The organism is Branchiibius cervicis (genome assembly GCF_042661605.1).
Lineage (GTDB): Bacteria > Actinomycetota > Actinomycetes > Actinomycetales > Dermatophilaceae > Branchiibius > Branchiibius cervicis.
In genome coordinates this window covers 1,530,598-1,550,488 of the sequence record NZ_JBHSWJ010000002.1, presented here as the reverse complement: position 1 = coordinate 1,550,488, position 19,891 = coordinate 1,530,598, and the positions used below count along the sequence as shown (strand labels likewise).

General features: G+C 67.5%; 14 protein-coding genes and 5 pseudogenes. 16 read left to right on the top strand and 3 right to left on the bottom strand.

Going from position 1 to position 19,891, the window contains the following annotated elements; all coding sequences use genetic code 11:
- The gene (locus ACFQBT_RS08225; protein WP_377821845.1) at positions 1-378 is read right to left on the bottom strand and encodes a DUF3054 domain-containing protein; all 378 of its coding nucleotides are present in this window, start codon (positions 376-378) and stop codon (positions 1-3) included.
- A 35-nt stretch (positions 379-413) separates the two neighbouring features.
- Between ACFQBT_RS08225 and dop the strand changes: the two are divergent.
- From dop to ACFQBT_RS08175, 10 genes and pseudogenes are all read left to right on the top strand, one after another.
- Positions 414-1,948, top strand: a pseudogene (gene dop, locus ACFQBT_RS08220) (depupylase/deamidase Dop).
- 85 nt (positions 1,949-2,033) lie between these two features.
- A complete protein-coding gene (locus ACFQBT_RS08215) occupies positions 2,034-2,234 on the top strand; it encodes a ubiquitin-like protein Pup (protein WP_109684590.1) in 201 nt (66 codons plus the stop codon).
- Positions 2,231-3,063, top strand: a pseudogene (prcB, locus tag ACFQBT_RS08210) (proteasome subunit beta). The gene ACFQBT_RS08215 and the pseudogene prcB overlap by 4 nt, the downstream one beginning before the upstream one ends.
- Positions 3,060-3,830 carry a proteasome subunit alpha gene (gene prcA / locus ACFQBT_RS08205; RefSeq protein WP_377821842.1) on the top strand — a complete coding sequence of 257 codons (771 nt, stop codon included), beginning with the start codon at positions 3,060-3,062 and terminating at the stop codon, positions 3,828-3,830. Before prcB ends, prcA begins: the two are co-directional and overlap by 4 nt.
- Positions 3,831-3,982: 152 nt before the next feature.
- The gene (locus tag ACFQBT_RS08200; protein WP_377821841.1) at positions 3,983-5,782 is read left to right on the top strand and encodes an ABC transporter ATP-binding protein; all 1,800 of its coding nucleotides are present in this window, start codon (positions 3,983-3,985) and stop codon (positions 5,780-5,782) included.
- A pseudogene (locus ACFQBT_RS08195) lies at positions 5,779-7,335 on the top strand (ABC transporter ATP-binding protein); the annotation flags it as partial. The gene ACFQBT_RS08200 and the pseudogene ACFQBT_RS08195, both read left to right, overlap by 4 nt.
- Before the next feature lie 289 nt (positions 7,336-7,624).
- Positions 7,625-8,218 (top strand): IMPACT family protein, encoded by a 594-nt coding sequence (locus ACFQBT_RS08190; protein ID WP_377825410.1) that lies wholly within the window; start codon positions 7,625-7,627, stop codon positions 8,216-8,218.
- 140 nt (positions 8,219-8,358) lie between these two features.
- A pseudogene (gene pafA, locus ACFQBT_RS08185) lies at positions 8,359-9,719 on the top strand (Pup--protein ligase).
- Positions 9,720-9,798: 79 nt separating this feature from the next.
- Positions 9,799-10,815 carry an FKBP-type peptidyl-prolyl cis-trans isomerase gene (locus ACFQBT_RS08180; protein ID WP_377821839.1) on the top strand — a complete coding sequence of 339 codons (1,017 nt, stop codon included), beginning with the start codon at positions 9,799-9,801 and terminating at the stop codon, positions 10,813-10,815.
- A 34-nt stretch (positions 10,816-10,849) separates the two neighbouring features.
- Positions 10,850-11,266 (top strand): FKBP-type peptidyl-prolyl cis-trans isomerase, encoded by a 417-nt coding sequence (locus ACFQBT_RS08175; protein WP_377821837.1) that lies wholly within the window; start codon positions 10,850-10,852, stop codon positions 11,264-11,266.
- Between the two features lie 68 nt (positions 11,267-11,334).
- On the opposite strand, the pseudogene ACFQBT_RS08170 reads toward ACFQBT_RS08175, so the two are convergent.
- Both ACFQBT_RS08170 and ACFQBT_RS08165 read right to left on the bottom strand, forming a co-directional pair.
- Positions 11,335-12,366: pseudogene (locus ACFQBT_RS08170) on the bottom strand (IS30 family transposase).
- 306 nt (positions 12,367-12,672) lie between these two features.
- The gene (locus ACFQBT_RS08165) at positions 12,673-13,752 is read right to left on the bottom strand and encodes a DUF3866 family protein (RefSeq protein WP_377821835.1); all 1,080 of its coding nucleotides are present in this window, start codon (positions 13,750-13,752) and stop codon (positions 12,673-12,675) included.
- A 53-nt stretch (positions 13,753-13,805) separates the two neighbouring features.
- Between ACFQBT_RS08165 and ACFQBT_RS08160 the strand changes: the two genes are divergently transcribed.
- The 6 genes from ACFQBT_RS08160 to ACFQBT_RS08135 all read left to right on the top strand — a co-directional run bounded on the left by ACFQBT_RS08160 (position 13,806) and on the right by ACFQBT_RS08135 (position 19,870).
- Positions 13,806-14,513, top strand: a complete 708-nt coding sequence (locus tag ACFQBT_RS08160) for a helix-turn-helix transcriptional regulator (RefSeq protein ID WP_377821833.1) — start codon at positions 13,806-13,808, stop codon at positions 14,511-14,513.
- Positions 14,510-14,785, top strand: a complete 276-nt coding sequence (locus ACFQBT_RS08155) for a WYL domain-containing protein (RefSeq protein ID WP_377821831.1) — start codon at positions 14,510-14,512, stop codon at positions 14,783-14,785. The genes ACFQBT_RS08160 and ACFQBT_RS08155 overlap by 4 nt, the downstream gene beginning before the upstream one ends.
- Positions 14,785-15,753, top strand: coding sequence for a helix-turn-helix transcriptional regulator (locus ACFQBT_RS08150; protein ID WP_377821829.1), 969 nt, complete (start codon positions 14,785-14,787; stop codon positions 15,751-15,753). Before ACFQBT_RS08155 ends, ACFQBT_RS08150 begins: the two co-directional genes overlap by 1 nt.
- Positions 15,754-15,835: 82 nt before the next feature.
- Complete coding sequence (gene tatA, locus ACFQBT_RS08145) at positions 15,836-16,207, top strand: Sec-independent protein translocase subunit TatA (protein ID WP_377821827.1); 372 nt, start codon at positions 15,836-15,838, stop codon at positions 16,205-16,207.
- 51 nt (positions 16,208-16,258) lie between these two features.
- Positions 16,259-17,071: a twin-arginine translocase subunit TatC gene (gene tatC, locus ACFQBT_RS08140; RefSeq protein WP_377821825.1), complete on the top strand. Its 813-nt coding sequence runs from the start codon at positions 16,259-16,261 to the stop codon at positions 17,069-17,071.
- Positions 17,072-17,080: 9 nt separating this feature from the next.
- The gene (locus ACFQBT_RS08135) at positions 17,081-19,870 is read left to right on the top strand and encodes a DEAD/DEAH box helicase (RefSeq protein WP_377821823.1); all 2,790 of its coding nucleotides are present in this window, start codon (positions 17,081-17,083) and stop codon (positions 19,868-19,870) included.
- Positions 19,871-19,891: the final 21 nt, after the last annotated feature.

Sequence of the window (19,891 nt, the reverse complement as noted above, 5' to 3'; positions counted from 1 at the left end):
TCAGGAGGTGAGCCGCCGGGCGATGAACCCGGCGGCCCACCGCCAGCCCAGTAGGAAGACCGCCAGCACGACGCTGGCCACGATCACGAACGACACCGCGATCCCGCGTCCGGTCAGCACGCGCAGCACCATGCCGAAGAACACGGTCGCGAACCACACGGAGACGGCGGAGTTCACGCTCACCGGTGCCGATCGGCGTACGGCGAGGCTCACCACCCAGCCCAACACCAGACCCGCAAGGAAGGGCCCGGCGGTGCTCAGCACGCCTGCCGCCGCGCCGGATTCGTCATGTGATCGGCGCCCGATCGCGGCGAACAGGACGACCAGGAGAACGTCGAGGACGAACGCGCCGACGGCGCGCCGGATCGGGTGGGCCACGCGGTCCAGTATCCCCGCAGTGTCAGACTGAACGCATGACCGTACGCCGCGTAATGGGTATCGAGACCGAGTACGGCATCTCGGTGCCTGGCAACCCCACCGCCAACCCGATGGTCCTGTCCGGGCGTGTTGTCACGGCGTACGCCACCGATCAGGGCATGCGCGCAGCGCGCGCCGGTTGGGACTACGAGGACGAGGCGCCGCTGCGCGACGCCCGTGGCTTCGAGATCTCCCGCGTGCACGCCGATCCCAGCCAGCTGACCGATGAGGAAGATCCCACTCTGGCCAACGTCGTGCTCACCAACGGCGCCCGGCTCTACGTCGACCACGCCCACCCGGAGTACAGCTCGCCTGAGGTGACCACCCCCGGGCAGCCGTCGCATACGACCGCGCCGGCGAGCTGGTGATGGCGCGCGCGGTGCAGTTGTTGTCCGCGCCCGGCACCGCCGGCGTCAACCTCTACAAGAACAACACCGACGGCAAGGGCGCCAGCTACGGCACGCACGAGAACTACCTGATGAGCCGCACCACGCCGTTCGCGGACATCGTCAAGCACCTGATCCCGTTCTTCGTCGTACGCCAGGTGATGTGCGGCTCCGGCCGGGTCGGCATCGGTGTCGAATCCGGCAAACCCGGTTTCCAACTGGCCCAGCGCTCGGACTTCTTCGAGGTGGAGGTCGGGCTGGAGACGACGTTGAAGCGGCCGATCATCAACACCCGCGACGAACCGCACGCCACGACCGAGAAGTACCGCCGGCTGCACGTCATCCTGGGCGACGCCAACCACTGCGACGTCGCGAATCTTCTGAAGATGGGCACGACGTCGCTGGTCCTGGCGCTCATCGAGGCCGGAGCCATCACCGAGGACCTGAGCGTCGACAAACCGGTGGCAACCCTGCAGGCGATCTCGCACGACCCGACCCTGCAGACGAAGGTCTCGCTCGCCGGCGGCCGGCAGATGACCGCGGTGCAGTTGCTGTGGCGCTACTACGAGCTCGTGGCCGACTGGCTCGCCGCGACGTACGGCTCAGATGTCGATGCGGACACGGCCGAGGTGATGCAGCACTGGGAGCAGGTCCTGACCACGTTGGAACGGGACCCGATGGACGCCGCGCGCCAGGTGGACTGGGTCGCAAAACTGGCCACGCTCGAGGGTTACCGGGCACGCGACGGACTCGACTGGGGCAACCCGAAGTTGCGCCAGATCGATATCCAGTGGTCCGACGTACGTGCCGACAAGGGCTTGTTCAACCGGCTGGCGGCCGCGGGGCGGTTCGACCAGCTCGTGGGCATCGACGAGGTCCGCCAGGCGGTGACCGCACCGCCGCCGGACACCCGCGCGTATTTCCGCGGGATGTGCCTGACCAAGTTCCCGCGTGAAGTGGCGGCTGCGTCCTGGGACTCGGTCATCTTCGACATCCCCGGGCAGAGCAGCCTCCAACGGGTGCCCACCCTGGAGCCGGAACGCGGTACCCGGGCACACGTCGGCCAACTGCTGGAGCAGTCGCAGACCGCGCAGGACCTGCTGAGGTCATTGGAAGCGCTCCCGCCGGCTGACGGCAGCAAGTGAGCACGCGGGGGTAAAAGCCGCGATCCTGTCGGTCCCACGACATAGGGTGGGTCCAAGAAGCCCACCTCCCGAAAGGTGACCAGCGATGCCCAGCCAGGAGCACAAGAGCACCCAGCGCCGCGATGGCGATCCGGCCGACGACGCGCCGGAGCCCACGCCGGTGGCGCAGGCCAATAAGGCCGAACTCGACGCCGACATCGACGACGTCCTCGATGAGATCGACAGCGTCCTGGAGAGCAACGCCGAGGAATTCGTGCGCGGCTTCGTCCAGAAGGGCGGCCAGTGAGCGCTGGAAACGTCCGCGACGATGGCCGGCTGCCGCTGGATTTCACCCGCACCGGATCGTCGTCGTTCAGTGAGTTCCTGTCCCACTACGCGCCGCACCTGATGCCGTCGGCCCGCACGTTGCCCCCGGCACCACGCTCGAAGCGCCGCACGGCACGACGATCGTCGCGGTCACCTACGCCGGTGGCGTCCTGATCGCCGGTGACCGGCGCGCCACGATGGGCAATCTGATCGCCAACCATGACATGACCAAGGTGTACGCCGCGGACGAGTACTCCGCGGTGGGGATCGCCGGCACCGCGGGTGTTGCGATCGAGCTGGTCCGGTTGTTCCAGGTCGAGCTGGAGCACTACGAGAAGATCGAAGGTGCCCTGCTGTCGTTGGACGGCAAGGCCAACCGGCTGGCCTCGATGATCCGCGGCAACCTCGGCATGGCCATGCAGGGTCTGTCGGTCGTGCCGCTGTTCGCCGGATTCGACCTGGACACATCAGTAGGCCGGATCTTCTCCTACGACGTGACCGGCGGTTGCTACGAGGAGCACGACCACCACAGTGTGGGGTCCGGCTCCCTGTTCGCCCGCGGTGCGCTGAAGAAACTGTGGCGACCCGGACTGGACGAGGCCGAGGCCGTCCGGGTGACCGTCGAGGCGTTGTACGACGCCGCCGACGACGACTCCGCGACCGGCGGTCCCGATCTGGGCCGGCGCATCTTTCCGACCCTTGCGGTGCTGGACCCCAACGGCGTCCGGTTCCTCACGACCGATCAACTGGAGTCGGTGGTCGAGAACGTCGTCGGAGCCCGTCGAGCGCAGGGAGGTGCCGGCGCATGAGCATGCCGTTCTACGTCTCACCCGAGCAGTTGATGAAGGACCGGGCCGACTTCGCGCGCAAAGGAATTGCTCGGGGTAGGTCCGTGGTCGTCGTCGCGTACGACGGGGGGATTGCCTTCGTCGCGGAGAACCCCAGCCGGGCGCTGCACAAGATCAGCGAGATCTATGACCGCATCGCCTTCGCTGCGGTGGGCCGTTACAACGAGTTCGAGAACCTCCGGGTGGCCGGTGTCCGCTACGCCGACATGCGCGGCTACTCCTACGACCGAGCCGACGTCACGGCACGCGGCTTGGCCAACGCCTACGCGCAGACCCTGGGCGCGGTGTTCACCCAGGAGTCCAAACCGTACGAGATCGAACTCGTCGTCGCCGAGGTCGGCCGGACCCCGGAGGCGGACCAGATCTACCGGCTCACGTACGACGGCTCGGTCAGTGATGAGCGCGGTTTCGTCGCCATGGGCGGTGCGGCCGAGCGGATCAGCACGGGGCTGGAGCAGAACTGGAGCAGCGGGCAGGACCTGGGATCGGTGCTGCGCTTGACGGTGCGACTCCTCGGCGGGGACGACGAGAACGGATCTGCGCGGGTGCTGGGTGCCGATCAACTGGAGGTCGCCGTCCTCGATCGGCATCGCGAACGCCGGCTGTTCCGCCGGTTGACCGGGCCGTTGCTGGAGGCGCTGCTCAATCCAGCCGACCCGACGCACGACGTTCCGGCGACCGACGAACCGCATGCTGGAGCCCGCGACACGCTCAGCGAACCGGAATAACGACGGGCGAACCCCCGGGCGCCGGCAATCCGTTTCGAGGCTGTCGGTGCGGGGAGGCATAATGACGGAGTAGTTAGCCAGGCAAAGAAGTTGTCCGGCGACTCATCACCCTCTGCACGATCTGCTGGGGGAGAAGTGGGGGCTGCTCGCCGATGCCGGATCACCAAACCGCGGTCGCACCACCGCCCGCCAGGCAGCATTCCTGGAGTGCGCTGGTCCGCCTTCTGCCGTACCTGCGTCCCTACCGGGCCCGCTGGATAGCCATGTTCACGGCGGCGATCCTCAGCCTGGTGGCGACCATCGGGATCCCGCTGGTGACCAAGGCAGTCATCGACGGCCCGATCGCGCACAAGGACCGTCACGGTCTGTGGGTGCTCGGTAGCGGGGCGGTTGCCTTCGGCATCCTGGAAGCCACCTTGTGGTTCGTCCGCCGCTGGCTGGTGTCCCGGGCGACGCTGGGTGCCGAGACCGGGATCCGCAAGGATCTCTACGCGCGTCTGCAGGTGCTGCCGATGTCGTTCCACGGTCAGTGGCAGTCCGGGCAGTTGCTCTCGCGGATGATGAACGACCTGGCCACCGTGCGCCGCTTGCTCGGTTTCGGCTTCACATTCCTGGTGCTCAACGTCATCCAGATCATCGTGGTCAGCGCGATCCTGTTGGCGATGTACTGGCCGCTGGGGCTGCTGGTCCTGGTCAGCGTGGTGCCGATCGTGGCGGTCATCTGGCACTTCCAACGCGAGTTCATCCGCCTGTCGCGAGCCGCGCAGGATCAGGCCGGCCACGTGGCCACCACTGTCGAAGAAGCGGCCATGGGTGACCGGGTGATCAAGTCCTTCGGGCGTGAGGAGCACATCTTCGAGCGTTTCGATGAGCGCGCTACCGACCTCTACGGCATCCAACTGGAGAAGGTGAAACTCCAGGCCAAGTTCTGGACGCTGCTGGAAGTCATCCCGACCCTCAGCCTGATCGCGGTCCTCGGCCTGGGTGCCGCGGCCGCCGGTCAGCACCGGTTGACCCTGGGCACCCTGGTCGCCTTCATCACCTTGATGCTGTCCTTGGTGTGGCCGATCTCCTCGCTGGGGTTCCTGCTGTCCATGGCGCAGGAGGCGATGACCGCATCGACACGCATCGTGGAGATCTTCGACGCACCGATGGAGATCACCGACGGCGCCTCCGGGCACCAACCGCGCACCGGGCATCTGGAGTTGATCGACGTCGGGTTCCGCTTCGACGACACGCCCCCGGATGGCGAATGGGCGCTGCGGCACGTCAACCTGGATGTCGCGCCGGGGGAGACCGTCGCGCTGGTCGGATCCACCGGATCGGGCAAATCCATTCTCACGGCGCTGATTCCGCGACTACACGACGTGAGCGAGGGCGCGATTCGCATCGACGGGGTCGACATCCGCGACATGAGCCTGCCAGACCTGCGCAGCACGGTGGCCACGGCCTTCGAGGACCCGACGTTGTTCTCGATGTCGGTGCTGGAGAACCTCACGTTGGGCAATCCGGGAGCCGACCCGGAGCACGTGCAGGAAGCCATCGAGGTGGCCCAGGCGCACTTCGTGCACGATTTGCCCTACGGACTCGACACCCGGATCGGTGAACAAGGCATGAGCCTGTCCGGCGGGCAGCGCCAGCGATTGTCCCTGGCCCGTGCCGTCCTGACCCGGCCCCGGGTGCTCGTGCTGGATGACACGTTGTCCGCCCTCGACGTACACACCGAAGCGAAGGTCGAGGAGGCGTTGAGCCGGGTCCTGCACGATGTCACCGGCATCGTCGTCGCCCACCGCGCCTCCACGGTCCTGTTGGCCGACAAGGTCGCGTTGCTGGAGCGCGGCACCATCACGCACGTCGGCACGCACCGCGAACTTCTGGCGAACGTGCCTTCCTACCGGTTCCTGCTCAGCGCCGAACTGGACCACGACGAGTTCGCAGAGGTGCTCTCATGACGACCACGGTGGGCAGTGCATCGACCACCGACACCACCTGGCGGGGCCGGTTCGAGGAGCAGCCCGATCAGACCCCGATCGACGAAAGCATTCCTCGCCGCCGCGAAGCACGCGAGCTGCTGGGGTCGCTGCTGCGGCCCTATCGCTGGATGATCCTGGTGCTCGCGCTGGTCGTGATCGTTGAGAACGCCGCGCGGTTGTCCGTGCCGATCCTGGTCCAGCGCGGCATCGACCACGGCGTGCCGCCGCTGCTGCGCGAGGGGAGCGCCGGTCCGCTGCTGGAGGTGGTGGCCGCACTCTGCATCGTCGTGACCGTGCAGGCGTTCTCCCGGATGTTCTTCCTGCGCCGCTCGGGGTTCATCGGCCAGAAAGTGCTGCTGGATCTTCGCCGCCGCGTCTTCCGGCACTTCCAGGCGCTCGACGTCGCGTTCCACGACCGCTACACCTCCGGGCGGGTTGTGTCCCGCTCCACCAACGACGTCGAGGCCATCCAGGAAATGCTGGAGAACGGCTTCGACGGATTGATCACCGCCGTGCTCACGTTGGTCGGCACGGCCACGCTCCTGGTCGTGCTGGACGTGAAGCTGGGTCTGCTGTGCCTGATCGGCTTCCCGTTCCTGGTGCTGCTGGCGATGTGGTTCCGGCGCGAGTCGGCGATCACCTACCGCCAGGTCCGCGAGAACGCGGCCCTGGTGATCGTGCAGTTCGTCGAGACCATGACCGGCATCCAGGCCGTGCAGGCCTACCGTCGTCAGGGCCGCAACCAGGAGATCTTCGACGACGTGGCCGACCGCTACCGGGTGGTCAACGAACGTACCTTCCGGTTGGTCGCGATCTTCATGCCCGCGGTCAAACTGGTCGGCAACCTCACCACCGGGATGGTGCTGCTGTACGGCGGGTACCGGGTCCTGGAGGGCGACATGACGATCGGGGTGCTGACCGCCTTCTTGCTCTACCTGCGGATGTTCTTCGAACCCATGCAGGAGATCACCCAGTTCTACAACACCTTCCAGTCGGCGTCCTCGGCACTGGAGAAGCTGGCCGGTGTGCTGGCCGAAGTGCCCGCCATCCAGAATCCCGCCGAACCCGTGCGACCCGAGAACATCCGGGGCGCAGTTGATTTCGACCATGTGATGTTCGAGTACGTCGAGGGCCGGCCGGTGCTACCCGACCTCGATCTGCACATCCCGGCCGGACAGACCGTGGCGCTGGTCGGCACGACCGGTGCGGGCAAGACCACCATCGCCAAACTCATGGCACGCTTCTACGATCCGAGCGCCGGCACGGTCCGGCTGGACGGCATCGACCTGCGCGACATGGCCCAGGAAGATCTGCGCCAGCACGTGGTGATGGTGACCCAGGAGAACTTCCAGTTCGAGGGCAGCATCGCCGACAACATCCGGTTCGGCCGTCCTGGGGCCAGCGATGCGCAGGTTCGTGCCGCCGCGGAGGCCGTCGGTGCCGATCGCTTCATCGGCGAACTGCCGCAGGGGTACGACACCAACGTCGCCAAGCGCGGCGGCCGGCTGTCCGCCGGCCAACGGCAACTGGTGGCCTTCGCCCGGGCGTTCCTGGCCGACCCGGCCGTCCTGATCCTGGACGAGGCGACCTCGTCGCTGGACATCCCCAGCGAACGACTCGTGCAGCGTGCCCTGGAGACCGTCCTCGCCGACCGGACCGCGCTGATCATCGCCCACCGCTTATCGACGGTGGAGGTGGCCGACCGGGTACTGGTACTCGAGCACGGCCGGATCCTGCAGGACGGTTCGCCGGCCGACCTGGTCGCCAGCGGTGAGGGGAGTACGCCGCGTTGCACGATGCGTGGGTATCCTCGCTGGCCTGATGGCCGGCTACCTCACCCTTCCGACCGGTCATGCGCTGACGGCCGAGATCGACGTGCGCCGGTCCCGATTCCTGGCCGTGGTCTGTCGGGTGGGGGACGAGTCGGCCGCCCGCGCGGTCATCGCAGGCTGCCGATCGGCGTACCCGGATGCGCGCCACCACTGCAGTGCCTTCGTGCTCGGCCCCGCTCCGCGCACCGAGCGCAGCAACGACGACGGCGAACCGTCGGGCACCGCCGGAGCGCCGATGCTCCAGGTGCTGCGCAGCGCCGATCTGTCGGATGTGGTGGCCGTCGTGACCCGGTACTTCGGCGGCACCTTGCTGGGCACGGGGGCCTGGCCCGGGCCTACGCCGATGCGGTCCACGCCGCGCTCGATAGTGACGACCGCCGCGTTCGCCGCGTGCCGGTCGAGCTGTTCGAGCTGGTCGTACCGCACGCCGACGCCGGACGGGTCGAAGCGGCACTACGAGCAGCGGCCCTGGACCGGGCGGATCTGCAGGTGCTGGAGACCAGGTATGAGGACGAGGCCGTCCTGCACCTGGCGGCCGGCCGGGTCAGTGCCCGTGAGCTGCCGGAACTGGTGGCCGGGCTGAGCGCCGGGCAGCTCAGCGCGACCCCGGCCGGGCGGGACTGGATCGACGTACCCGCCTGATCGCGGGGCCACCGGGCAACACACACCCTCCTTGCCGCCAGGCGACCGGGCAGGAAGCTGGTGCGCGACTACTGTTGGTCTATGGACCGTCGGATCTTCGGGATCGAGAACGAGTACGGCGTGACGTGCACCTTCGAGGGGCAGCGTCGGCTCACGCCGGATGAGGTCGCGCGCTACCTCTTCCGCAAAGTCGTCTCGTGGGGCCGCTCCAGCAACGTGTTCCTCTCCAACGGTTCGCGTCTCTACCTCGACGTGGGCAGCCACCCCGAGTACGCAACGCCGGAATGCGACGACATCCGCGAAGCGGTCATCCACGACAAGGCCGGTGAACGCATCGTCGAGGGTTTGGTCGAGGACGCCCAGCTGCGCCTGGCGGAGGAGGGCATCGAGGGGCAGATCTACGTCTTCAAGAACAACACCGACTCCGCGGGCAACTCCTACGGCTGCCACGAGAACTACCTGGTCGGCCGGCAGGGGAGTTCCAGCGCATCTCCGACCACCTGATCCCGTTCCTGGTCAGTCGCCAGATCACCTGCGGCGCAGGCAAGATCGCGCTGCTGGGTCATCGCCCGACGTACTGCGTCAGCCAACGCGCCGACCACATCTGGGAAGGCGTGTCCAGTGCAACCACGCGGTCCCGGCCGATCATCAACACGCGCGACGAACCGCATGCCGACGCCGAACGCTATCGCCGGCTGCACGTCATCGTCGGCGACAGCAACATGAGCGAGACCACGACGATGCTCAAACTGGGCTCGGCCGACCTGGTGTTGCGGATGATCGAGGAGGGCGTGGCGCTACGTGACCTGAGCCTGGAGAACCCCATCCGCGCGATCCGCGACATCAGCCACGACATCACCGGCCGCACTCCGGTGCGCCTGGCCAACGGCAAGGAAATGTCTGCGCTGCAGATCCAGACCGAGTACTTCGAGCGCGCCAAGGCGTTCGTCGACCAACACGGGCTCGTCGACGCGCAGACCAAGCGGGTCATGGACCTATGGGAACGCACCCTGCACGCTGTGGACACCGGCGACCTGTCCCTGGTCGACACCGAGATCGACTGGGTCATCAAACACACTTTGCTGGATCGCTACTCCGCCAAGCACGGTCTGTCGCTGGACGACCCCCGGATGCTCCAACTGGACCTGACCTATCACGACATCAACCGCCGCCGCGGGCTGTTCTACCTGCTGCAGCGCAGCGGCCGCACCGCCCGGGTCAGCACCGACGTCGAGGTGTTCGAGGCCAAGACCCGCCCGCCGCAGACGACCCGGGCGAAACTGCGCGGTGATTTCATCCGCGCGGCACAGGCCGGTCGGCGTGACTTCACCGTCGACTGGGTGCATTTGAAGCTGAACGACCAGGCCCAGCGCACGGTACTGGTCAAGGACCCGTTCGTCGCCGTGGACGCGCGGGTGCAGCGGCTGATCGACGGCATGTAACGCACAGATGTGATTCGCACTTAAGTAGCCGGGTTATGGTGAGCCGACCATTCCCCGCTCGACATCGAGGTTTGCATTCGTGCGCCGCACTCTGCGCCTGGCCGCCGCCGGCACCCTGCCCCTGCTCCTGCTCACCGCTTGCGGGAGTGACAGTTCCAACTCATCGGCGAGCGGTTCGAAGTCCTCGACCGCGACCTGTACGGCCCCGCCCCCCTCCGCGGCAGAGGTGTCCGACCTGTCGGCGGTCACCGTCGACACCAAGGACGCCAAGAAGCCGGTCATCACGCTGGCCAAGAAACCGTTCAAGGTGGCCAAGACCGAGACCAAGGTGCTCAAGGCCGGCACGGGCGCAACGCTGACCAACAAAGATCTGGCGACGGTCAACTACACCCTCGTCAACGGCACCTCCGGCAAGGAGGCCGCCAACACCTTCGCCAGCAAGTCGGTGGTTTTCAACCTGACCGACACCACCTTGGTGAAGGGTCTGTCCAAGGCCATGATCGGGCAGAAGGTCGGCAGCACCCTGACCATCGCCGTACCGCCCAGCGAGGCGTTCGGGTGCGACGGGCAGACCAGCCTGGGCATCACCGAGAACGACACGATGGTCTTCTACATGAACATCATCAGCGCGACCCAGCCGCTGACCGAGGCGACCGGTACCCCGGTGGCGCCCAAGGCCGGCCTGCCCACCGTGAGCGTTCCCGCGGGGAAGGGCAAGGAAGCCGCCATCACGATGCCGAACGCCGACCCGCCGAAGACGTTGGTCAGCCAGGATCTGATCACCGGCAAGGGCGCGAAGGTCACTGAGGGTGACACCGTCATGGTCAGCTACACCGGCGTGATCTGGGCCAACGGCAAGAAGGGCACCGCCTTCGACTCCACCGCCAAGCAGGGTGGCCAGCCGACGACCTTCCAGTTGGCCCCCGGTCAGCTGATCAACGGCTGGGTCAAGGGCCTGGAGGGCAAGACGGTCGGCAGCCGGGTGTTGCTGGTCGTACCACCGGCCGACGGTTACGGCACCGCGGGCAACACCCAGGCCAGCATCAAGGGCACCGACACCCTCGTGTTCGCGGTCGACATCCTGGCCATCACCTGAATCAACCCCGTCCACTCTTCCTAAGGAGCGCCGTATGGCTCACGACCCCAACGTCAAACCGGAGATCGACTTCCCCGGCGACGAGCCGCCGACCGACCTGGTCATCGAGGACATCACGGTCGGTGACGGCCGCGAGGCCGAGCCGGGAGACACCATTCAGGCGCATTACGTCGGCGTCGCCTGGTCCACCGGCGAGGAGTTCGACTCGTCCTGGAACCGCGGGGCACCCCTGCGCTTCCAGGTGGGTGTCGGTCAGGTCATCCAGGGCTGGGACACCGGCATCCTGGGAATGAAGGTGGGCGGCCGGCGCAAACTGACCATCCCCGCCGATCTGGCGTACGGCGATCGTGGAGCGGGCGGCGCCATCGGCCCGGGCGAGACGTTGATCTTCGTGGTCGACCTGGTCAGCGCCGACAAGCCCGGCGCGGGATCGGCGTTCGGCCTGCGCTGAAGGCCAAGGGTCGACGGCTGACGGCTCACAACTTTTGGAACGGGATTCACCTGAGAACGCAGGCGGATTCAAGTGGTGGCTGCAACGGTGAGTAGTTCGTTGAGCATATTGGCTGGTTTGGCCCAGCCCAGGGTCTTGCGGGGACGGATGTTCAGCAGGCGCTGCATGTCGGCGATCTGCTCATCGGTGATGTCGGCGAAGTTGGTGGACTTGGGGTAGAAGTCGCGGATCAGTCCGTTGGTGTTCTCATTCGTCCCGCGTTGCCAGGGCGAGTGCGGATCGCAGAAGAACACCTGGCAGTTCGTGGCCAGGGTGAACTGCGCGTGCCGGGCCATCTCCACGCCTTGGTCCTAGGTCACCGTTTGCCGCAGCGAGGCCGGCAGGTCACGCATCATCGCGATCAGCTGGACAGACACCGTGGCTGAGTCGTGGGTCAGCGGGAGGCGGCGGACCAGCACGTAGCGGGTCATCCGTTCCACCAGGGTGATCAACGCGCTGGATCCGTCGGTGCCGATCACCAGGTCCCCTTCCCAGTGCCCAGGCACGGCACGATCCTCGGCTTCGGCGGGGCGCTGGGTGATCATCGCCTCGTCCCCGATCCAGGAACGGCTACCGCCCCGTGGGGGCAGGTTGGAACGGGGCCGGCGCCGGGTCCGCCCGGTCCGTAACGCCTTCTCCCCGAGGAGTTCTTGGCGCAGCGAGCCTTTACCCTGCACGTACAACGCCTGGTAGATCGTTTCGTGACTCACCTGCATATCGTCCCGGCCCGGGAACCGGACACGAAGCTCAGCGCTGATCTGCTCCGGAGACAACCGGTCCTGCAGCAACCGCAGCACCTCGAGCCGAAGGTCAGTGCCCGCGAGCCGGGACGCCCGCGGACGACGACGCCGAACGCGGGCGGACCCAGCGGCTTGACGCGCCCGGTAGGACCCATCACGAGGATCTCGCCCGCGAGTCACCTCCCGCCACACCGTGCTGCGGTGCACACCCAACTCCGCGGCGATCGCGGGGATACTGACCCGCTCGTTCAGCCGCAGATGGATGACCACCCTGGCCTGGTCGGTCAACCGGCCCGACTCATCGGTCCATGGCCCGGCCACCGGGGCCGGTTTGACCACACCAGCCACACCCCCGTGGCGACCAAGAATCAGCGTCATACCGGCCAGCTTGGCCCACGAACGCACCCGGTCAGGCTTAACCCCGACCCGACGCGCTGCCTGTTCAGCGCTCAATCCCCGCGACAACAACCGAAGAGCCCGGCGATGCTCCCGAGACAGATCCTGCAACACAACCTCCAAGACCGTGTTGCACCCACCGCCTGAACTTGCCGCAATTCTCGGGTGGATCCCGTTCCAAAAGTCCGGGGGTCGGTCCCACCGGTCCCACCGGTTGCGCGGCCGCCGGTGTTACAGCAGCCCTGCGACGTGCTTGCCCGCAGCCGCCGCCACCAGGAACGCCGCCTCGTCCTGCTCGAGGCCGCGACCCATCGACTGCATGAGCACGGGTGACTCATCGAGCACCTCGCGCATTCCGGTGACGTCGACATCGACCCGTCGCAACCGTCCGTCAGTGCTGGCGATGAGTTCATCGACCTGATCCGACAACGACCGGCCGAACTCGGAGTCGAGGTCGGCCACCGGCACGTCCGCGGGCACCAGCGCCACCCGGCCGTACGCCGTACGACTGTGGTGGGACAGACCGCGGTGCCGGGGGCGCTCGTCGGCCTGCGAAACCCGCAGCGCGGCGATCGCCCGCCCGCCCAGGGTGTGGGCGGCGTTGAGGGTCTCACCGGCCGAAGTCCCGGAAAAGCCCCACCTGGTTCCCGTGCCCAGGTTGCCCGGGCCCTGGCTGACCACGGCCACGTCGGCGCCCAGCACCAGACGCGCCGCGAGCAGGCCGGTGTGCACGTTGACCGCCTCCAGCGTGCCCCCGAAGGCTTGGCCCACGGTGATGGCGCCGGTCAGCCAGTTGGCGCGGCGCAGACCGGCGACATTGCGCGAGAACGCCAGCGGCAGCGCGCCGCCGTCGGTCATCACGTAGACGACTTTCGCGTCCGGCTTCACCGAACGCAGCCCGGCGATGATGGCTGGCACCGACGAGTGCAGATCGGCCGCGATCACCGGCATCCCGTCGATCGAATCCGCATCGGCCAGCAGGTGGTGATGGGGACTGTCCTGTTCGTCGACGCCGAGCACCATGTCCTGCAGCGGTGTGTACCGCGCCTTGACGACGTGCCCCTGCGTGAAGGCGGGGTCACTGGGCAAGCGATCGGGTGTGGCCACCACCAGCGCGAGACCACCCGTGCCCAGCCCCTTCTCCAACGCGGTCACGTTCAACAACACGCGGTCCCCGACGTTCGGGCGTCCGGTGAGCGTCACGTAGGCGATGGCCGGTACCAGATCCTGACCTACTCGGGTCTGCACCTGACACGCACCGGACCACAACTCTTCGACCGTCTCAACGGTTCCCTGACGCCACTTGATCACGCACGCAGGGTAGTACGGCGCGTCTGCGTGCTGGGTGGGATACCGTCGGCGCTGTGAGCGCACCGTCACCGGCCGTCAAAACGGAACGGCTGCTCAACCTCGTGATCTGCCTGCTTTATACCCGGCGCCCCCTCTCCAAAGCGCGGATCCACGAGGCAGTCCCGCAGTACGCGCAGACCGCCTCCGATGAGGCGTTCGACCGGATGTTCGAGCGGGACAAGGAGGAGTTGCGCGAGTTGGGTATCCCGCTACGCACCGAGCCCCTTGACCCGTTGTTCGACGACGAGCCCGGCTACCGGATCGACCAGCGCGACTACGCCCTTCCCCAGATCGCCTTCGAGCCGGACGAGTTGGCCGTGCTGGGCCTGGCCAGCCGGACCTGGCAGCAGGCCAGCCTGGCCGGTCCCGCCGCGTCGGCGCTGCGCAAACTCCAGGCCGCGGACGTCGAACGCGACGTGGACTCGATCATCGGTCTGGAACCACGCGTACGCACCAGCGAGCCCGCGTTCGCACCCGTGAAGGATGCGGTGCTCGACCGGGTCGCGGTGCGCTTCACCTACCGGCGCCCGGGCGGCGCCGCCACCGAACGCACCGTGCAGCCGTGGTCGGTGGTCAACCACCTGGGCCGCTGGTACGTCGCCGGGTTCGACCAGGATCGCCAGGCGCCGCGCGTCTTCCGGTTGAGCCGCATCGAAGGCCCCGTTCGACGTACCGGCAAACCGGGGAGTACCAGATTCCGCCGCATGACGCGATCGCGATGATCTCCGGCACCGACGGACCGCAGGTGATCGGCCGCGCCCGGGTCCTGGCCCGCCCGGGTTCGGCGCACGCATTACGCCGTCGCGCCGTCGCCACGACCGAGGATCCGCAGGGATGGACCGAATTGACGCTGGAGTTCGGCGACGCAGAGAGTCTGGCCGAGGAGATCGCCGGGTTCGGCCCGGCGGTGCGGGCCATCGAGCCGCCCGAAGTCGTCCAGGGTGTCGTACGCCGATTGCAGGCGGCCCTCGACGCCAACCGGAACGGTGCATGATGGCGGCCGAATCTGCGACCCAGCGCCTTGGCCGGTTGCTGCAACTGGTGCCCTGGCTGGTCAATCGACAGGGGATCGACATCGAACAGGCCGCGGCGGAGTTCGACGTGAGCCGGTCCCAGATCGAATCGGACCTGGCGCTGCTGTTCATGTGCGGAACTCCGGGGCACATGCCCGACGACCTGATCGAGGCCGAATGGGAGCAGGGCCGGGTCTTCGTGCGCAACGCCGACACTATCGCCAGGCCGTTGCGCCTGGGCGTCGATGAGGCGCTCGCGCTGATCGTCGGGTTACGCACCCTGGCCGACGTGCCGGGCTTGGGGGATCGGGATGCGATCGACCGTGCACTGGCCAAGCTGGTCGAGGCCACCGGTGACGCAAGCGCCGCGTCGGCGAACGTGCAGGTGCGGCTGGCGGATCTGCCCGCCGACCTCCTGACCGACCTGCGCGGCGCGGTCCGCGACCACCGACGGGTGCACCTGCGGTACCTGGTGGCGTCGCGCGATGAGACCACCGAGCGCGACGTCGACCCCATGCGGGTGCTGTCCATCGACGGCCACTGGTATCTCGAAGGCTGGTGCCACCGGGCGCAGGACCAGCGGTTGTTCCGGCTGGATCGGGTCGAGGCGTGGCAGGTGCTCGACGAGGACGGAACACCGCCGCCGGAGGCCGCACCGCGCGATGTGGCCAGTTTCAACGCGGAGGTGTTCACCAGCGGGCCGGAGGACATCGTGGTCACCTTGTCGCTGCAGCCGCATGCGGCATGGGTTGCCGACTACTACCCGGTCGAGCATGTCGAGCGGACCCCCGAGGGCACCCTCCTCGTGCGACTGCGGACCGCCGACCTGACCTGGCTGCGGCAGTTGGTGTGGCGCCTGAGCGGCGCCGCCGAGGTCATCGAGCCGGAGACGCTGCGTCAGCAGGTTGCCAGCGGCGCGCGCGACGCGCTGGCGGGCTATGTGACGTAGGCTGACAACAGATGCGCGACCTGCGCGTCGTGGTGAGACGAACGACACAAAGCGTGTGTCGTACCGAGGGAGTTCAGTTCGTATGTTTGGAAACCTCTTCGAGCGGCCGAGCGCGCTGATTGTCATCGTGCTTCTCGCCATCGTCGTGTTCGGCTGGAAGCGCCTGCCGGACGCCGCGCGGAGTCTGGGCCGGTCGGCCCGCATCCTCAAGAGCGAGATCGGCGAGATGCAGGAAGAGGGCAAGAAGAGCGACGCCGCCAACACGACGGTGCCCGGCGAGACGGTGCCGCCGCAGCCGGCTAGCGCCGTTCCCGGCGAAGCCCCCGTGCAGCAGCCCCCGGCGCAGACCTACCCTCAGCAGCCGCCGGCGCAGACCTACCCCCAGCAGCCGCCGGCGCAGACCTACCCTCAGCAGCCGACCGCAACCAACTCCGACCGCCCCACGGGTGCCTGAGCCACCACCAGTTGACTGCGTGAAGCCGCCCGTGAGAGACCTGACGCGTCGATGGCACTTCTGAGGCGCAAGAACAACCCCGAAGCCCGGATGTCGCTGGGCGAACACTTCAAGGAGTTCCGTAACCGGGCGACGGTTGCCTTCATCGCCATCCTCATCGGTGGCATCATCGGCTGGCTCCGGTACGACGACATCTGGCAGTGGCTCCAGGAGCCGATCAACAGCGTTGCCCGCGAACGCAACAATCCCGACGTCAAGCTGAACATGGGCGGCGCCATCACCGACCCGTTCAGCATCAAGTTCAAGGTCGCGCTGTGGGTGGGCATCATCGCATCCAGCCCCGTGTGGCTGTGGGAGATCTGGGCGTTCCTCGCTCCCGGCCTGACCCGCAAGGAGAAGCGCACCGGACTGGGATTCCTCGCCGCTGCGGTCCCGCTCTTCCTCGTGGGCTGTTGGGCGTCGACCTTCGCGCTGCCCAACGCGGTGAAGTTCCTGTTGGGAGTCACTCCCGAGGGCGTCGCGAACTTCCAGGACGGGCAGACCTACCTGACATTCGTGACGAAATTCATCCTCGCGTTCGGGTTCGCGTTCCTGGTCCCGGTGTTCCTCGTTGCGCTGAACGCCGCGCATGTGTTCCCCGGCCGCATCATGCTCAAAGGGTGGCGCATCGCCGTCATGGCCATCGGGGTGTTCGCGGCAGCGATGAGTCCCAGTCCCGACGTGTGGTCGATGCTGGTGTTGATGGGGCCGATGATCGCGCTCTATTTCGCCGCCTGCGGAATCTCACTGTTCATGGACAAGCGTCGCGACTCCGGCCGCCCCGAGTGGTTGGACGTCCCCGATGACGAACGGTCCCCGCTCTAAAGTGATGGCGTGAGCGCCGCCCACCCCGACGATCCGGCCAAGCGGTTCGACCGTTCCCACCTGACCCGTTTCATCGAGTCATTCGACTTCGAACTCGATGACTTCCAGGTCCGCGGGTGCACCGCGGTGCAGCAGGGCCGCAGCGTGCTGGTCGCCGCGCCGACCGGCTCCGGCAAGACGGTTGTCGGTGCGTTCGCGGCGTACCTGGCCCTGCACACCGGGCGCAAGACCTTCTACACGACCCCGATCAAGGCCCTGTCCAACCAGAAGTACAACGAACTGGTCGAGCAGCACGGGGCGGACAAGGTGGGGCTGCTGACCGGCGATTCCTCGATCAACGGCGAAGCTCCGGTCGTGGTCATGACCACCGAGGTGTTGCGGAACATGATCTACGCGCGGTCCGGCACGCTGCGGGATCTGGGCTTCGTGGTCATGGACGAGGTGCACTACCTGGCCGATCGCTTCCGCGGCGCGGTCTGGGAGGAAGTGATCATCCAGCTCCCGGCGTCGGTCCAGCTGGTGTCGTTGTCGGCCACCGTCAGCAACGCCGAAGAATTCGGCGACTGGCTGCGGGAGGTCCGCGGCGACACCGAGGTCATCGTCGAGGAACACCGTCCTGTGCCGTTGTGGCAGCACATGATGGTCGGCAAGCGGATCATGGATCTGTTCGTCAATGCCAGCGATAACGCCCGGGTCAACCCTCAACTGCTGCAAAGCATTTCGGCGCAAGAGGCCGAGTCCCGGCATGGCCGCCGTGACGACGCCGGTGGGCCGCGTGGCCGCCGCGGCCAGAGTCGTGGGGGACCAAGAGGTCCGGTGCGTGCGGGTCGTCCGGGCCGCGGGCCGAGCCGGCCCGAGGTGATCGAGGCGTTGGACCGTGAGGCGCTGCTGCCGGCGATCACCTTCATCTTCAGCCGGGCCGGTTGTGACGCCGCCGTCGCCCAGTGCCTGGCGTGGGGGACCCGGCTCATCCCGCCGGAGCAGGGCGAGCGGATCCGCCGCCAGGTGCAGGAACGGGTCATCTCGATCCCCGAAGAGGACCTGGTGGTCCTGGGGTACTGGGAATTCCTCGAAGGGCTGACCCGGGGGTTCGCCGCGCATCACGCCGGCATGCTGCCGAGCTTCCGGGAGATCGTCGAGGAACTGTTCACCAACGGTGACCTGCGCGCGGTGTTCGCTACCGAGACGCTGGCCCTCGGGATCAACATGCCGGCCCGCAGCGTGGTGCTCGAACGACTGGTGAAATTCAACGGTGAGACCCACGCCGACATCACCCCGGCCGAGTACACCCAGTTGACCGGTCGGGCCGGACGGCGCGGGATCGACATCGAAGGACACGCCGTCGTCCTGTGGCAGCGCGGCATCGACCCCGCCGAGGTGGCCGGGCTGGCCTCCACCCGCACCTACACGTTGCGCTCTTCCTTCGTGCCCACCGCCAACATGGCGGTCAACCTGGTCGGACAGGTCGGCCGGCAGCGGGCCACGTCGGTGCTGGAGGCGTCGTTCGCGCAGTTCCAGGCCGACCGATCCGTGGTCGGTGTGGCCCGCTCGATCCAGCGGAACCGGGAAGCCCTCGAGGGGTACGCCGACGCAATGCGTTGCCACCTGGGCGACTTCCAGGAGTACGCCGGACTGCGACGTGAGCTGAGCGACCTGGAGAAGCAAGCCCGCAAAGCACGGATGGCCTCCGAAACCGCCGCGACCCAAGTCTCGCTGGATGAGTTGAAACCCGGTGACGTGATCCACCTGGCCGAGGGGCGCCGGGCCGGCCTGGGCATCGTCATCACCCCGAAACGACCGGGCAAGGCGTCCTCGCCGGTGCCGACCGTGCTCACCCAGGACGCACAAGTACGCCGCCTCGAGCCTTCTGACGTCGACGGCCCCGTGCGCCCGATCGCGCACCTTCCGATTCCGAAGCAGTTCAACGCCCGCAACCCCAAGTCGCGTCGCGACCTGGCGGCTACCGTTCGTGCGAAGGCCGGTCGCGACGTGCCGACGGCACGGGAGATCAGCCGGGCCGCGCAGGAGGCGGACGAGACCCGGCAGGCCCGGCGATCGGCGTACGACGAGCAGATCGAAACCTTGCGCGCCCAGATCCGGGCGCACCCGTGTCACAGCTGCCCCTACCGCGAGCAGCACGCGCGCTGGTCCCAGCGCTGGTGGCAGTTGGAACGGGAGACCGAGGGCCTGCAGCGCAAGGTCGACCGGCGTACCCACACGGTGGCGCGCACCTTCGAGCGGATCTGCGACCTGCTGGCCGGACTCGGCTACCTCGATCCCACCGGAACGACGGTCACCGATCAGGGTCAGGTGCTTGCGCGGATCTACGCCGAGAAGGATCTCCTGGTCGCCGAGTGCCTGCGCCAGGGCACCTGGCGGCAGCTCGATGCTGCCTCGCTCGCTGCGGTTGTGAGTGCGCTCATCTACGAGCCTCGCGGTGACGCAGCGGGGGAGGCCCCGAAGATCCCGAACGCCGATGTGCGCGACGCCCTGGAGGACCTGCGGGACATGTGGGCCGGCCTGGTCGCCCGCCAGCAGGAGGCCGGTGTACCGCAGATGGCCGAGCCGGACGGCGGTCTCGCGTGGAGTATCCATCGGTGGGCCAGCGGCGGTCGCCTGGAGACGGTCCTGCGCGACGGTTCGCTGACCGCGGGCGACTTCGTGCGCCGCTGCAAGCAATTGGTCGACCTGCTGGGTCAGATCAAGGACGCGGCACCCGATGAAGGCCTGCGCCGGACCGCCGACCGTGCCGTCGACGCCATCCTGCGCGGCGTGGTGGCCGCCGACCGGCTCGACTGATCGCGCTGTGTCAGGATCGGC